This is a genomic window from Salinicoccus sp. Bachu38, assembly GCF_038561955.2.
Classification (GTDB): Bacteria; Bacillota; Bacilli; order Staphylococcales; family Salinicoccaceae; genus Salinicoccus; species Salinicoccus bachuensis.
This window is the reverse complement of record NZ_CP138333.2, coordinates 976113-991397: the sequence shown is the minus strand read 5'-3', so window position 1 is coordinate 991397 and position 15285 is coordinate 976113. Positions and strand designations below refer to the sequence as shown.

General features: G+C 52.2%; 13 protein-coding genes. 3 read left to right on the top strand and 10 right to left on the bottom strand.

The features are described 5' to 3' along the window. Nucleotides 1-3: 3 nt before the first annotated feature. Nucleotides 4-198 (bottom strand): DNA-directed RNA polymerase subunit omega, encoded by a 195-nt coding sequence (gene rpoZ, locus RQP18_RS04915; protein WP_342389046.1) that lies wholly within the window; start codon nucleotides 196-198, stop codon nucleotides 4-6. After that, nucleotides 198-821, bottom strand: coding sequence for a guanylate kinase (gene gmk / locus RQP18_RS04910; RefSeq protein WP_342389045.1), 624 nt, complete (start codon nucleotides 819-821; stop codon nucleotides 198-200). The genes rpoZ and gmk overlap by 1 nt, the downstream gene beginning before the upstream one ends. 140 nt (nucleotides 822-961) lie before the next feature. On the opposite strand from gmk, the gene RQP18_RS04905 reads away from it, so the two are divergent. Beyond that, nucleotides 962-2665, top strand: a complete 1704-nt coding sequence (locus RQP18_RS04905; RefSeq protein WP_342389044.1) for an Rqc2 family fibronectin-binding protein — start codon at nucleotides 962-964, stop codon at nucleotides 2663-2665. Between the two features lie 65 nt (nucleotides 2666-2730). On the opposite strand, the gene glgA is transcribed toward RQP18_RS04905, so the two are convergent. Genes glgA through glgB form a run of 4 tightly spaced genes read right to left on the bottom strand, consistent with a single transcriptional unit; the run spans nucleotide 2731 to nucleotide 8340 of the window. Then, complete coding sequence (glgA, locus tag RQP18_RS04900; RefSeq protein WP_342389043.1) at nucleotides 2731-4137, bottom strand: glycogen synthase GlgA; 1407 nt, start codon at nucleotides 4135-4137, stop codon at nucleotides 2731-2733. A gap of 25 nt (nucleotides 4138-4162) precedes the next feature. Beyond that, nucleotides 4163-5263 (bottom strand): glucose-1-phosphate adenylyltransferase subunit GlgD, encoded by a 1101-nt coding sequence (gene glgD / locus RQP18_RS04895; protein WP_342389042.1) that lies wholly within the window; start codon nucleotides 5261-5263, stop codon nucleotides 4163-4165. Next, nucleotides 5256-6413, bottom strand: coding sequence for a glucose-1-phosphate adenylyltransferase (locus RQP18_RS04890; RefSeq protein WP_342389041.1), 1158 nt, complete (start codon nucleotides 6411-6413; stop codon nucleotides 5256-5258). Before RQP18_RS04890 ends, glgD begins: the two co-directional genes overlap by 8 nt. Nucleotide 6414: 1 nt before the next feature. After that, entirely contained in the window at nucleotides 6415-8340 is a 1926-nt protein-coding gene (gene glgB / locus RQP18_RS04885) for a 1,4-alpha-glucan branching protein GlgB (RefSeq protein WP_342389039.1), read from the bottom strand. Between the two features lie 159 nt (nucleotides 8341-8499). On the opposite strand from glgB, the gene pulA reads away from it, so the two are divergent. After that, nucleotides 8500-10584: a type I pullulanase gene (pulA, locus tag RQP18_RS04880; RefSeq protein WP_342389038.1), complete on the top strand. Its 2085-nt coding sequence runs from the start codon at nucleotides 8500-8502 to the stop codon at nucleotides 10582-10584. 16 nt (nucleotides 10585-10600) lie between these two features. Beyond that, nucleotides 10601-12244 carry a phospho-sugar mutase gene (locus RQP18_RS04875; RefSeq protein ID WP_342389037.1) on the top strand — a complete coding sequence of 548 codons (1644 nt, stop codon included), beginning with the start codon at nucleotides 10601-10603 and terminating at the stop codon, nucleotides 12242-12244. A 40-nt stretch (nucleotides 12245-12284) separates the two neighbouring features. Here the strand turns inward: RQP18_RS04875 and pyrE are convergent, their stop codons facing one another. Genes pyrE through RQP18_RS04855 form a run of 4 tightly spaced genes read right to left on the bottom strand, consistent with a single transcriptional unit; the run spans nucleotide 12285 to nucleotide 15277 of the window. After that, nucleotides 12285-12902, bottom strand: coding sequence for an orotate phosphoribosyltransferase (gene pyrE, locus RQP18_RS04870; protein WP_342389036.1), 618 nt, complete (start codon nucleotides 12900-12902; stop codon nucleotides 12285-12287). Beyond that, a complete protein-coding gene (gene pyrF / locus RQP18_RS04865) occupies nucleotides 12887-13600 on the bottom strand; it encodes an orotidine-5'-phosphate decarboxylase (RefSeq protein WP_342389035.1) in 714 nt (237 codons plus the stop codon). Before pyrF ends, pyrE begins: the two co-directional genes overlap by 16 nt. A gap of 16 nt (nucleotides 13601-13616) precedes the next feature. Beyond that, nucleotides 13617-14531, bottom strand: a complete 915-nt coding sequence (locus RQP18_RS04860; protein WP_342389034.1) for a dihydroorotate dehydrogenase — start codon at nucleotides 14529-14531, stop codon at nucleotides 13617-13619. Continuing rightward, nucleotides 14528-15277 carry a dihydroorotate dehydrogenase electron transfer subunit gene (locus RQP18_RS04855; RefSeq protein WP_342389033.1) on the bottom strand — a complete coding sequence of 250 codons (750 nt, stop codon included), beginning with the start codon at nucleotides 15275-15277 and terminating at the stop codon, nucleotides 14528-14530. Before RQP18_RS04855 ends, RQP18_RS04860 begins: the two co-directional genes overlap by 4 nt. Between the last annotated feature and the right edge of the window lie 8 nt (nucleotides 15278-15285).

Here is a 15285-nt window from a genome sequence, read left to right as displayed (position 1 = left end):
CAGCTAGTGTTTTTCTTTAACTTTGTTTTCAGCAATCTCTTCAAGTGCCCGGCTTACCGTCTTCAATGTCTGGTATTCATCCAGCACAAGATCATCCGGGTGGTCCTGCAGATGGCGTGCACGCTTGGCAGCCATTGTGACCACAAGATATTTTGAATCGACGTTCTTTTTCAGTTCATGTATAGGTGGGTATAGCATTATTGATTAACCTCCAACAGCATTTTTCTTAGTTTGGATTCTACACGGGCACGCCTCATATGAGACGCTTCGACGATGCACTGTACCCGTCCGCGTGCCAGATCCACATCATCATTGATTACAACATAGTCATACAGGTTCATCAGTTTCAGCTCGCGTTTCGCCTCATCGATGCGATGTCTGATGATTTCCGGTGAATCCGTGCCACGGTTGACGAGCCGCTCTTCCAGCTGCGTCAGGTTGGGAGGCGCAAGGAAGATGAAAAGCGCCTCGGGGAACTTTTCCCTGACCTGCTTCGCGCCTTCAACTTCAATTTCCAAAAAGACATCATGACCGTCGGCCATCGTCTGCTCCACATAGTCTACCGGCGTACCGTAGTAATTGCCGACATATTGGGCGTACTCGATAAATTTGTCCTGCTCTATCAGCGCCTCGAACTCCTCCTTCGTCTTGAAGAAATAGTCCACGCCATCCACTTCGCCTTCACGCTTTTTCCTCGTCGTCATTGAAATCGAGTATTTGAAATCCGTCTCCGGATGTTCAAAGATCGCCTTTCTGACCGTTCCCTTGCCTACACCGGAAGGGCCGGAGAGGACGATCAGCAGTCCCTTGTCTGAAGTCATAACACGTTACCTTTCTATTTGTAATTATATCTTAATGTACCATATCCGGAAGAAAAATTCATCATTAAATCACTGTCCGTAAACAAACAGGTCGATTTCATGTTAAAATGTTGGGTAGTCTGAAACAGGAGGATGAAACCATGGCATTCGACGGCAACTTTGTCCACGCACTTCTACAGGAACTGGAAGTGCTTAAGCGGGGCAAGATCAATAGAATACAGCAGATAGATGAAACTTCGATGGTTTTCAAGGTGCGTTCCGCCGGCAGCAATCACAATCTGCTGATCAGCGCGCACCCCATGTATGCACGCTTCCATCTGACCGGCCATAAATACGAATTCCCCTTCGAACCTCCGATGTTTCTGCGCGTTGCCAGAAAGCATCTCGAAGGCGGCATCATCCAGGAGATAAGGCAGCTCGGAAACGACCGGAGGGTCGAAATCCATATACAGTCAAGAAATGAAATCGGCGATGAAATCAAGCGCATACTCATCCTTGAGATCATGGGCCGGCATTCGAACATCGTCATCACGGACGCGGACTACAGGATCCTTGACGGCATCAAGCACCTGACACCGAACAACAACAGCCGGACCATCATGCCGGGATTCGACTATACGGCACCGCCGACGGAAAATAAGCTGAATCCGAGGACCGACGCGATTGAAAAACTGCCCGCCATGATCGACTTCAACGCTGGCAAGATCCATAGGCAGATACTGGCCAATGTGGAAGGGTTCAGCCCCTTGTTTGTAAAGGAGGTCGAGCACAACGCCCGCTACTTCACAATAAAGAACATTGTACCCGTAATCCAGGAGACGATGGAGCAGGCTGCGGATGTAAAACCCGTGATGTACACCGGAGGCGACCGGGATATCTTCTATTTCACCCCCCTCTCCCATCTGGGGGAAGATTACGAAACCTTTAGTTCACTCTCCGGACTGATGGACGACTACTACCACGACAGGTACAGGAAGTCGCTCATCAAACAGAAGGCACAGGACTACCTGCACCTGATCGAGCGCGAATATGAAAAGACGGAGAGAAAGGTCGAGAAGCTCAAGGAAGACCTCGCGGAAGCAGCGGAGAAGGACAAATATCAGAAGTACGGGGAACTGCTCACTGCATATATGCATCAGGTGAAGCCCTATGATGAATCGCTCGAAGTGATCGACTACTATACGAACGAGCCGCTCGAGATCCCGCTCGATAAGAACCTCTCCGCCAGCGACAATGCCCAGAAGTACTACAAGCGCTACAACAAGCTCAAGACACGCGAGAACAGCGCCGCTGTGCAGCTCGACCGTGCGGGGGAGGATCTCGAATACTTCTCCAGCCTGCTCCATCAGATGGACAGCATCACGACTGAGGAGGAAGTCGACGAAATACGCGAGGAGCTTGCAGAACAGGGCATCATCAAGAACAACAGGAAACAGTCCAAAAAGAAGAAGAATAAGATCCAGCTCCACGCCTACCGCACCACCAACGGCCTGGATGTCCTAGTCGGAAAGAACAACAAGCAGAATGACTATCTGACAAGCAGGAAGGCACAGAACAATCACCTGTGGTTCCACACGAAGGACATCCCCGGATCCCACGTGGTCATCACGCACCCTGCCTCGGAAATAGAAGATCAGGACATTCTGGAAGCGGCGTTGCTCGCCGCCTACCATTCAAAAGCCCAGGATTCGGAATCGGTCCCCGTCGACTATACGGAGATCAAACATGTGCACAAGGTCAGCGGTGCGAAACCGGGCTTTGTCACCTACACCGACCAGAAGACGGTCCATGTCACTCCCATAAAGTCGAAGGTCGAACAGATGGAAAGCGGCCGGACAAACTAAAAAAGGCACTGCCGAAACCAGCCAGTTGACTGGTTTCGGCAGTGCCTTCTGTTTTCCCTGCTGTCTCAGGCCCCATACAGAGACATATACTGACGGGCTGAATTCGCCCAGCTGTAGTCGGACGCTGTCATATTTTTGCATAGTGCGTCCATATGCGCCTTCTGGTGATAGATGTACAGACTGTATTTCATCGCATTGAGCAGTTCATGGGCATTGTAGTTCTCAAAGGAGAATCCGTTGCCGGAGTGGTCGAATTCATTATATGGAATGACCGTGTCCTTCAATCCGCCCGTCTCCCTGACGATCGGTGCCGTCAGATAGCGGATGGCGATCAGCTGGCCGAGACCGCATGGCTCGAACAGGCTCGGCATGATGAAGAAGTCACTCGCTGCGTATATCTTCCTTGCATAGCCTTCGCTGAATCCGAGCGTCACATGCACCTTGTCCGGGAAGTGGTGCACGAGCGATTTGAAGTAGTCCTCATATAGGGCCTCCCCTGAACCGAGCACCACAAGCTGGACATCCTCTGTGAGGAATTCGTGCATGATGTGTTCGACGAGGTCGAGGCCCTTTTGGGTGACGAGACGGGTGACGATGCCATACATCGGGATGTTCTCATCCACCGTCAGTCCAAGATCCCGCTGCAGGCTGGTCTTGTTCTTCGCCTTCGTCTTGCGTGAAGAACGGTAGCGGTGGTACAGGGCCTCATCCCTGACCGGGTTGTAGTCGTAGGTATCGAGGCCGTTGATGACGCCGTGCAGATCTCCCCGCCTGTACTCCAGTACCGTTTCGAGACCCTCTCCGAAGAACGGAGTCATGATTTCCTCGGCATAGGTTTCGGATACAGTCGTAATCACATCTGCGTGGTGGATGGCCGCCTTCATCATGTTCAGCATGCCCTGCCATTCGAAACCGGCAAAGTGCTCCCGTCCGAGGTTGAACAGCTCACCGAATGCAGACTGTTCGATCCAGCCCTGATACTGGATGTTATGGATCGTATAGACGGTCTTCATGCCGGGGTGCGGCCGCTTGATGCTGCCGATCGCCACTGCAGCGCCCGTCTGCCAGTCATGGCAGTGCAGGATGTCATACGACTCCTCCACCCTGTACATGAATTCGATGATGGCATTCGAGAAATAGACGAAGCGCTCGCCATCATCGATATAGCCATAGAGGCCGTCGCGATTGAAATAGTATTCGTTGTCGACGAAATAGTAGGTTGCGTCCCGGCCGCGATACTTCAGTATGCGCGTATACTGGTTGCGCCATCCGACCGGTGTATTGAAGATCATCACTTCCTCCATGTCCTCGCGGTATTCGGAGTGGATGATCTCCTTGTAGAGGGGCAGGATGACGGAGACCTGTGCCCCTTCCTTGACGAGGGCCTGTGGCAGGCTCCCGATTACATCTGCAAGCCCTCCCGACTTGATGAATGGCGTACATTCACTTGCAGCAAAAAGAACATGTTTCATACTTTCACTTCTTTCCGGTTTCTTATTATATCCGTGAGCGCTTTGGCACTGTATACGGCTTCTCTTCCGACCCTATCAGCTGACGGCCCTCGGTGATGGTCACGTCCTTATCCAGGATGACATTTTCAAGATAGGCACCAGGCTCGATGATGCAGTTTGCGAAAATGATGGAATTTTTAACGGTTGCGCCCTTCCCGACGAACACGTTCCTGGAAACGACCGAGTTCTCCACCGTCCCTTCCACAGTCACCCCATTGGATAGGATGGACCGCTTCACACTGCTCTCCTTCTTGTAGAGGGTCGGCGGGTTCGTGCTGACCTTCGTCTTCACCTTCTTCTGGCCGTAGAAGAAGTCACGGTAGCGGTCCTTGTCGAGCAGCGCCATGCTGTTTTGGAAATAGGACTGGACGGAATAGAAGTAGTGCGTCTTCGCCTTGATATCATAGAATCCGGTATCATATTCCTCAAGCTTCTCCCTGATGCCGTTATGGAACAGGCTGTGCTTATAGTTGTCGATACAGAAACGGACGATGTTCTTCAGGACTTCCTTCTTGATGATGTAGACTCCGGAGTACAGATGCCCGTTATCCTGATCATGCGTGAATCCGGTCACCTGATCCCCTTCGGTCACCATTCTGAGTACGGGACTGTTCGGCGGATTCTGAACCTCTTCACCGACGAACGTTATATCCTTGTCATTCTCCTTGTGGTATCTGACCGCTTCGGTGTAGTCCGTATTCGAAATGAACTGCGTGCCTGAAATGATCACCTGGTCCCCTTTGAATCGCCTGAAGAGGTCGGCATGGTTGTGGAAGTGCTTGAGGTCGCCTTCGGAAATGTCCGACGGATCGTTCCAATCCGGAGGCAGGACGAAGATTTTGGCCTGTCTGCCCTCCAGCCCGAAATCCTCCTTTCGGTTCAGATGGTCGAGCAGGGACCTGAACTTGTGTCCGGCAAATACACCGATGACGCTGACTCCGGAATTCGCCATGTTGGAGATTGTGAAGTCGATCAGTCGATATCGTCCCATGAACGGAACCGATCCGCTGCTTCTGAAATAGGTCAGCTCGTCCAGATAATCCTGCTCCGGCTGTAGGTTGATGAGTCCAAGTACTTCTTTATCCATTTTGACTGCCTCCTTCTGCTATATAATCTTTCAGCGTGTCGGGACTGATGACCACCGGGTCGCCGTTTGAAGCCACAATCTGCGTCCCATCCGGTATCTCCACATCCGACATGAGGATGACGGAGTCAAGCACCACATTTCTGCCGATGACGGCATCAGGCAGGATGATGGAGTCCTTTACACTTGCACCTTCCATCGTTTCCACCCCGACGAACAGTATCGAGTTGTCGATCGTCCCTTCGATGAAGGAGCCCGGAGAAATGAGTGAATTGTTGATTTCTGCAGTCTCCCCGATATATTCCGGCGGCCGATTTTCTTCGTTCGGATAGGTCGGCCATTCCCTTGACATCAGCAAGGTCTGGAAATCCTCCTTCAGAAGGTCCATATTCGCTTCCCAGTAGCTCTTGATTGTTCCGACATCCTTCCAGTAGCCGTCAAAGCGGTAGGCAAACAGCTTCCTGTCGTTCGCCAGCATCTTCGGAATGATGTCCTTCCCGAAGTCATGATCGCTGTCCGAATCCTTTTCATCTTCCAGCAGGTAGGGCTTGATGGTCTTCCAGTTGAAGATATATACACCCATCGATGCCAGGTTGTTTTTCGGATGCTCGGGCTTCTCATCGAACTCATAGATGCTGAAGTCATCATTCGTATTGAGTATGCCGAACCGACTGGCCTCGTCCATCGGCACTTCGATGGCGGAAATCGTCGCATCCGCCCCGTTGCCACGGTGGAATTCGAGCATTTTGGTGTAGTCCATCTGATAGATGTGGTCCCCGCTCAGTACAATCAGTTCATCCGGTTCGTACTGCTCTACAAAATGCAGGTTCTTCACGATGGCGTCTGCAGTACCGCTGAACCACGCACTGCCCTCGCGGCTTGAATAGGGTGACAGCACGCTGACACCGCCATACTGCCTGTCAAGCCCCCAGGGTTTTCCGATACCGATATGCTTGTTCAGCATCAGCGGGGAATACTGTACGAGAAGGCCCACGGTGGAAATGCCCGAATTTGCGAGGTTGCTCATTGTGAAGTCGATGATGCGGTATTTGCCCCCGAAGGGTACCGCCGGCTTGGCAAGGTTCTTGGTCAGTTCGCCAAGACGTGTCCCCTGTCCCCCTGCCAATAGCATTGCTACTGTTTTTGATGTCATGTTACTTCCTCCCTTTTGTCTTATCTTCTAGTTCGAATACTTGGAATGCCAAAGGTGCCACGGTGATCCGGATGAACTGCGATTCCCTGACATAGTGTTCGTCGGCGGTGAAATGACGTCCATCGTTCAGGACACCCGATCCCGAGTAGACGTCCCTGTCACTGTTGAATATCTCCCGGTATACGCCGGGCTCCGGTACAGGAATCTTGAAATCATGATAGACATCCGGACGATAGTTGAATACGCAGACCTTGAAGGAATCCTTGTATTTGCGCACATAGCTCAATATGGAGTGCGTGCTGTCGTCCACAAGCAGCCACCTGAAACCTTCAGGTCTGTAGTCCCATCCATAGAATTCGGGATGTTTCCGATAGAATCGGTTCAGGTCCGATACATAGCGTTTCAGGTCCACATGGAACGGATAGTCCAGCAGATGCCAGTCCACCTGTTCCTTATCCTTCCATTCATGGTACATGCCGAACTCCTGTCCCATGAAGAGCAGCTGCTTGCCCGGTTCAGTGAACTGGTTGCCGTAGAGGAGCCGCGTCTGGGCGAACTGCTGCCACTGGTCTCCCGTCATCTTGTCGACGATGGCCTTCTTGCCGTGCACCACTTCGTCATGGGAGAGCGGGAGCAGATAGTTCTCATTGTACTTGTATGCCATGGAAAAGGTGAGCTTGTTATGGTTGTGGGCCCGGGCATGGAAATCCTGCTCCATGTAATCCAGTCTGTCATGCATCCACCCGAGGTCCCATTTGAAATTGAAACCGAGTCCGCCTGTATGGACGGGATGTGTAATCATCGCCACGTCCGATGAATCTTCAGCCATCATGAGCAGCGTTTCATCATACTCGAAGGCGACGGCATTCAATTTCCTCAACAGTTCAATACCCGCTATGTTCTCTTCCGTACCCTTCTCGTTGTAGATTTTTGAATCCGGTTCGTGATTTTCAAAGTTCAAATCGATCATGCTGTGGACGGCGTCGAGCCGAAGACCGTCGATGTGGAATTCCCTGATCCAGTACATGGCGGACGATATGAGGAAGGACTGCACTTCCGGCCTGCCATAGTCGAATGTCAATGTGCCCCATTCCTTCTTCTCTGCAATCTTAACGTCTGGATGCTCGTATGTGGGCGTACCGTCAAAGAGCCTCAGACCATGGGCATCCTTGCAGAAATGGGCCGGAACGAAATCCATGATGACGCCGATGTCCGCCTCATGGAGCCGGTTGATCAGGTACTTCAGATCCTCCGGCCTCCCGTAGCGGCTTGTTGCAGAAAAGTAGCCGGTCACCTGATAGCCCCATGACAGGTCGAAAGGATGCTCCATCAGGGGAAGGAACTCGACATGTGTGTATCCAAGTTCCTCCAGATAGGGAATCAGATGATCCGCCACTTCCCTGTAGTTGAAATACGATGCATCTGTAATCTCATCAATCGTCCGACCTTCCGTATCCTCGACCGGGTGCTTCATCCATGTCCCGAGATGCAGTTCATAGATGCTGACCGGAGATTCATATACATTGGAGTGGCGACGCTTCGACATCCACTCATCATCCGTGAATTCAAAGCCATCATCATGGACGATGCTCGCGGTTGCCGGGCGCCGTTCATGATAAAAGCCGAACGGATCGGATTTGAGGTGATGGCCGTCTTCGAAATGGATTTTGTACTTGTATGTGTCTCCGACGCCCACATGGGAAGTGGTCAGGATCCACAGTCCCTGGTCGCCAAGCCTCTCGAAATCGAGACCTTCGCCCGAATAGTCATTGTAGTCGCAGGCGAGCTGGACATGCCTGGCGTTCGGTGCCCATGTGATGAATCTGACCCCCTCTTCCGAGACGTGTGCCCCCATGAAATTGTAGGCATTGTAATGGGTACCCTGGTGGAATAGATATTTATCCATTTCCAAGTTTTCTTCACTCAAAATATTTCCCCCTTTGCGTTATACTATAGACATACCCTTATCATCGATTATACAACTAAAAAAAGAAAATGTATAAAATTTTTATAATTATCAGACTATATTCTACAGTATTCATTTTATATACTAACACTATCACATTCAACCGGACGGAGGCTTTTTATGATTGATGCATATCTCGATGCACCAGATCAGATCACGATAGTCAGAAAAAGTGCACAGGGCGAATACGGAAATGACCTGGCGGTCATCCAGGATGACGAAGCACTTTCAATAAGAACAATCGAAAACGCGGGTGCCTACCTCACTGTCTGGCTCACCCAGCCTGTGGACCTCAATCACTTCACACACATCAGATTCGAGGGCAGGATGTTCCCGCTTCTGATGGGACGCTATATACTGTCCATAGAATTCGACATGAAATACTCCACAGACCGGCAGATGGGTGCTACTTATTCAAAGAATCGCACCGTCTTCAGAGTCTTTGCACCGACGGTCGTCCAATGCCGGCTCATACTGGATGGCCAGGCCTACAATATGGACAAGATCGGCGGCTACTTCGAGAAGGTGATCAACCAGGACTGCCATGGTAAATATTACCACTATGAAGCCAGCCATAATCATGTGACGCATAATGTGATCGACCCTTATGTCAAGGCGGTATCGGCAAATGGGAAGGAGGCTATGATCGTCGATTTCGAACGCATCAACCCTGGATTCACCGATCACCATATCCCCGACATCCCGAATGATGCCGCCATCATCTATGAAACACACATAAGGGACCTCACTTCCCATCCCAACAGCGGCGTCAGGGAGGAATGGAAGGGCCGCTATCTCGGCATGACTGAACAGACGACCACCAAGCACCGCCTCTCGAGCGGCCTCAACTACCTGAAGGAGATCGGGGTGACGCACATCCAGCTGATGCCGGTGAACGACTTCATCACTGTGGACGAACTCAACCGGGACAAAAGCTACAATTGGGGGTACGACCCGCACTTCTTCATGGTCCCGGAAGGCAGCTATGCAACGGATCCGAACGACCCGATCAACCGCATCATCGAACTGCAGACGCTGATCCGTACACTGCATGAGAACGGCATGAAGATCATTCTCGATGTCGTGCTCAACCATGTCTACCGGGTGGAGGATTCGAATTTCGACAAACTCGTGCCCGGCTATTATTTCAGGCATAACGAGGATCTGTCTCTGTCCAATGGCACAGGCGTCGGCAATGATTTCGCCTCCGAAAAGATGATGGGAAGGCGTTTCATTGCCGACACGATCCATTTCTGGCTTGAACAGTACCGGATCGATGGCTACCGCTTCGACCTGATGGGCGCACTGGACATAGAAACGATGCAGGGCATCGAGTCCATCGTGCACAGGCAGGACCGTGAAATCTTCCTCCTCGGGGAAGGCTGGGATCTCCCGACTGCCCTCGACCACAGCAAGAAGACGCTTCCCGAACACAGCTATCGTGTGCCCTCGGTCCATTTTTTCAACGACCATTACCGGGATTCGATCAAGGGAAGTAATTTTGAACTCAGTGAAAAAGGGTATGTAAATGGTGATGGACAGGGAATAGATGTCATCCGTGACCTGTTCACCGGCTTCCACAGACCGTTCACCGCCCTGATGAGCGTCAATTATGTAGAGGTTCATGACAACCATACACTGTATGACCGGCTGAGATATTCATCCGGGAAGCGGCAGTATATACTGGAGAGCCAGCACCAGATTGCTACAGCCCTCGTACTCTTGTCCTTCGGTACACCCTTCCTGCATGCGGGGCAGGAATTCTTCAGGACGAAGTATGGCCACGGGAATACCTACAACCTGAGCGACATGCTCAACCGGATGGACTGGAACAGGCGTGCAAAATACCAGGACAACATCGAATTCTTCAAGTCCCTGGTCCAGTTCAGGAAACGGGAGGATATATTCAGGCTGAAAGACAGGGAAAGCATCAGCAGGGCCCTTTCATTCATGTCCTTCAGCAACCTGCCGAACGGCTTCGGAGTGAAGGTCTCGTATCGGAACAGTGAATTCATGATCATCATCAATCCGACTGAAAAATCGATGGAGCTCGGTTTTGATACACAGGACCCCTACGAGATAGAAATCTCCAACCAGCGCCATTACGACAAGGCGGTGTATTCACGCAGCTTCTACATCAAGGGCTACGAGGTGGCGGTCTTAAGGAAAGTGGCGAATATGCATCAACACCAATATACAGACTAATAGGAGTGTGATCTTTGTGGACAGAGCACAATGGGAAGAACATATCGGCAACAGTTTCATTACAGAGGAATCTTATGAGGCGCTTACGGATGAAGAGAAGACGGATGCCTTTTCCGATACGCTTTCATTCGGTACTGCAGGAATCAGGGGGAAGATCGGCCTCGGACCCAACCGTCTGAACCGCTATACAGTTGAAAAGGTGGCCCTCGGCATCGCCCACGAGCTGGAAGGGGCGACGGATCCGCTCGTCGTCATCGGCTATGACACAAGACATTTCTCCCCTGAATTCTCGGAGACGATGACAGGTGTGCTTGTACAGAATGATGTCAACGTCCGACTTTCCGAGAAATACATCTCGACGCCCGAACTCTCTTTCCATGTCAGGGAGCACGGAGCGGACCTCGGCATTATGATCACCGCCAGCCATAATCCGCCGGAATACAACGGCATCAAAGTCTACGGCCCGGACGGTGCGCAGCTGATTGATGCACCTGCGGCCAGCCTGAGCGAAAAGATCAATGCAATAGAGGACATCTTCAATATCGGTAGTGCGTCTTTTGATGAAGCCCTCGAATCAGGGAAGGCACAATATATCTCGGTCGAGATGGAGGATCAGTACAGGGCAAGGATTGCTTCGTTCATTCCTGATATTCCATCCTCCGATTTAAAGGTCGTCTTCTCGAGTCTTCATGGCACGAGTGTACCGGTCGTTCCCGATATCCTCGACTCACTGGATTTTGAAAACTATCAGCTTGTCGAGGACCAATGCCGTCCCAATGGTGACTTCCCTACGGTCAAATCGCCGAATCCGGAAAGCGAGGAAGCATTCGAAGCAGCCCGGGACCTCGGCAATGATACAGGTGCAGACCTGCTGATTGCAACAGACCCGGATGCCGACAGGATCGGTATCGAAATCCTTCACGACGGCCGCTATGTACACTTGAACGGCAACCAGCTCGGCATCCTCCTCCTGAAACATCGCCTGGAGCGCCACGAAGGTTCAAAACCCGTCGTCATCAAGTCGATCGTGACAAGCGATCTTGGCCGCAAGATTACTGAAGACAAGGGCGGAGAAATGATAGAGGTGCTGACAGGATTCAAATATATCGGCGAACAGATCAAGGCAATGGAAGGGGCGTCCGACAGGACGTTCGTCCTCGGCTACGAGGAGAGCTACGGCTATCTTCTGGAGCCTTTCGTCAGGGACAAGGATGCCATCCAGATCGTTCCGTACATCATCGGAATGGCCAGTGAGCTGAAGAACAGCGGACGGACACTCGTTGATGAACTCGAGGCAATCTATGAAGCCTACGGCCGCCGGATGGAAGTCCTGTTCAGCCATACTTTCGAAGGCACGAGCGGCAAGGAGAAGATTAATGAAATCATGAGGCAGTTCCGTACCAACACACCGACTGAACTGGACAGGCGGGAAGTCATCATGACCGAGGATTTCAAGACGCAGAAGCGGACATACCGCAATGGTACGTCAGAAGACATCAAATTGCCCGGGGCCGATGTCATCAAAATCCATTTCGAAGATGGATGGATCGCCCTGAGGCCGTCTGGAACGGAACCGAAGATCAAGCTCTATGTATCCCTCGACAGCGATCACATCGAGCAGGAAGCAAAACTCATCAATGATATGATATTCGGCGTATAGAAAAAAGAGCGAAATGGGTAATTTTCCCATTTCGCTCTTTTTATTTTTCCGACAGCTTCTGGCGGAACTGGAGGATCGTCTCCTTCTGATCTTCATCGATTGCGCCACGGTCCAGGCTGACACCGATCAGTGCATCGAGGGTGCTCAATGTATGATACGGAAGCCCTGTTTCATTGAATGCTTCATCGGCGCGGGGGATGCCGTAAGTGAAAATTGCGATTACCGTAAGCAGGTCCGCCCCGTTCTCCTTCAGCGCTTCTGCAGCTTCGAGGCTCGATCCGCCGGTGGAGATGAGGTCCTCGATGAGCACGACCTTCTTTCCGTCCACTTCGGCACCTTCGATCTGGTTGCCCTTGCCATGCTTCTTTTTGCTTCCGCGCACATAGCACATCGGCAGTCCGAGCCGTTCACTGATGAAGGCGGCATGCGGGATGCCGGCAGTCGATGTGCCCGCGATGACTTCTGCGTCCGGTGCATGCACTTTTATCATTTCCGCAAATGCATCGGCGATTTCACTCCGCGCATCGACATTGCCAATGACCTTCCTGTTATCACAGTAGATCGGGGAGATGATCCCGCTCGACCATGTGAATGGTGCCTCCGGACTGAGTTCCACTGCATTGATGTCCAATAGGATTTCTGCTACACGTGTTTCCAATGCTCTTCCCCGCTTTCCCATTCTTCTTTTATTTGTGTGTATCGTGCTGCCGGATCCGCCGCCTGTGTGATGGGCCGGCCGACGACGATATAGTCGCTGCCCAGGTGATGGGCCTTCGACGGCGTGACGACGCGCGACTGGTCATCCGTTGAATCATCAGCGAGCCGAATGCCCGGTGTCACCGTGAGGAAGTCACTGCCGCACGCTTCATGGATGAGTGCCGACTCGAGCGGAGAGGACACCACCCCGTCAAGCCCCGCCTGCCTGGCCAGCTGTGCATAGTGGATGACGCTTTCATCCAGGGTCAGTGACGATTTCTGTTCGGCCTGCATCATTTCCTCGCTTGTGGAAGTCAGCTGCGTCACTGCGATCAGTATGCCATCGGGGTTATGGTCCCTGAAGGACTCCGCCGCACGCTTCATCATCGGAGTCCCACCCTGGGCATGGACATTGGTCATCTGCACATCGAGCCTCCCGAGTCCTTCCATTGCCTTTCCCACAGTATTCGGAATGTCATGCAGCTTCAGGTCGAGGAATATGTCATGGCCCATGGTCCTGATCTCCCTGATTATGTCCGGGCCATTCTGCAAGTAGAGCTCCATTCCCACCTTAACGAAAAGCGGTTCTTCAAAGTTTTCAAGAAACTGCTGCACTTCTGCCATCGTACCGAAGTCGAGGGCAATGATCGGTCTATTCATAAGTTTCCTCCTCAGCTTATTTGTAGGCGCGTCCTTTCAAGTCATGCAGGTGGCCGACTCCCATTTCCCCTAGCTTCTCATCCAATGCTTCAATCAGTGCCGGGCAGATCATCGGATCGGTGAAGTTCATCGTTCCGATGGCCACCGCATCCGCGCCGACGGAGATATAGTCCAGAATGTCATCGGCTGTGGCGATTCCGCCCATGCCGATGATCGGAATATGCGGCAGATGCTGGCGTACCTGGTATATCATGTTCAGGCTGACCGGTTTGATGGCCGGTCCGCTGAGCCCGCCCGTCACATTGGAGAGGATCGGCTGTCCATTGCCATCCAGCCTCATGCCGACGAGCGTATTGATCATCGTCAGACCATCGGCGATGTCTCCGACGCTTAGGGCCATGTCGACGATGCTGGTCACATTCGGTGAAAGTTTTACATAGACCGGTACATCCGATACTTCCTTGACACGGGATGTCAGGCGGCGTGCCGTCTCGGGGTCGGTTCCGAACTGGATGCCGCCCTCTTTGACATTCGGACAGGAAATGTTGAGCTCGATAGCTTTTACGTTCGGCGCCTTGGAGATCTTGTCCGCAACGATTGTATAGTCGTCGATTTCACTGCCTGCAACATTGGCGATGATCGGCACATCATACTGCTCGAGGAACTTGAGTTCATGGTCCAGGATATGGTCCACACCCGGATTCTGAAGCCCGATGGCATTCAGCATCCCGCTTGAAGTTTCGGCGACACGCGGTGTCCTGTTGCCGATCCTCGGCTCATGCGTCGCTGCCTTGACCATGATGGCACCAAGTTCCGACAGGTCATACAGTTTCGAGAATTCTTCGCCGAAACTGAAGCAGCCGGATGCGGGCATCACGGGGTTCTTCAGCTCAAGGCCGGGGAGGCTGATTTTCAGCGCTTCTCTGTTCATAGTATGATCTCCCCTTTCCTGAAGACGGGACCTTCCGTGCACAGCTTGATCCAGTCCCCTTCGGCCGTCTCGCAGACGCATGCATAGCATACGCCGAAACCGCAGCCCATGCGTTCCTCAAGGGAAATGTAGCCCTCCAGGTCCATCGTTTCACTCAACACCTTCAGCATCATCTTGGGGCCGCATGCGTAGAAGCAGTCGAAATCGGCATCGAGTGTCCGGATCACATCCGTGACATAGCCTTCCATACCATGGGAACCATCTGCAGTGGCGATGTGCGTGTCACCGAGTGCCCCGAACTTGTCCTCATAGAATACATCCTTCTTCGAATTGAAACCGAGCACATGGGTGGTCCTGACGCCCATTATGTTCAGCTGCTTGGACAGTTCATATAATGGCGGTACGCCGATTCCGCCGCCGACGATCAGTACATGTGCATTCTGTTCGAGTGGATAACCCCGGCCGAGGGGGGAGAGGATATCGAGTGTATCCCCGGGGCCGAGCTTCGACAGCTTTTTCGTCCCCTCCCCTTCAGCACGGTACACAATGGTGAACCGGGAGTTCTCCTGATCGATATCCGCGATGGAGATCGGGCGCCTCAGGACATGTTCCGTCGTATCGTTGATGCGGACATGGACGAACTGGCCCGGTGTCTTCATGCTTCCAGTGATTTCACCTTCAAGCACCATTTCGTGGATCTTATCGGCAATGCGGTTCTGGGCGACGACTGTCATGATATTCTTCATATCCTCAC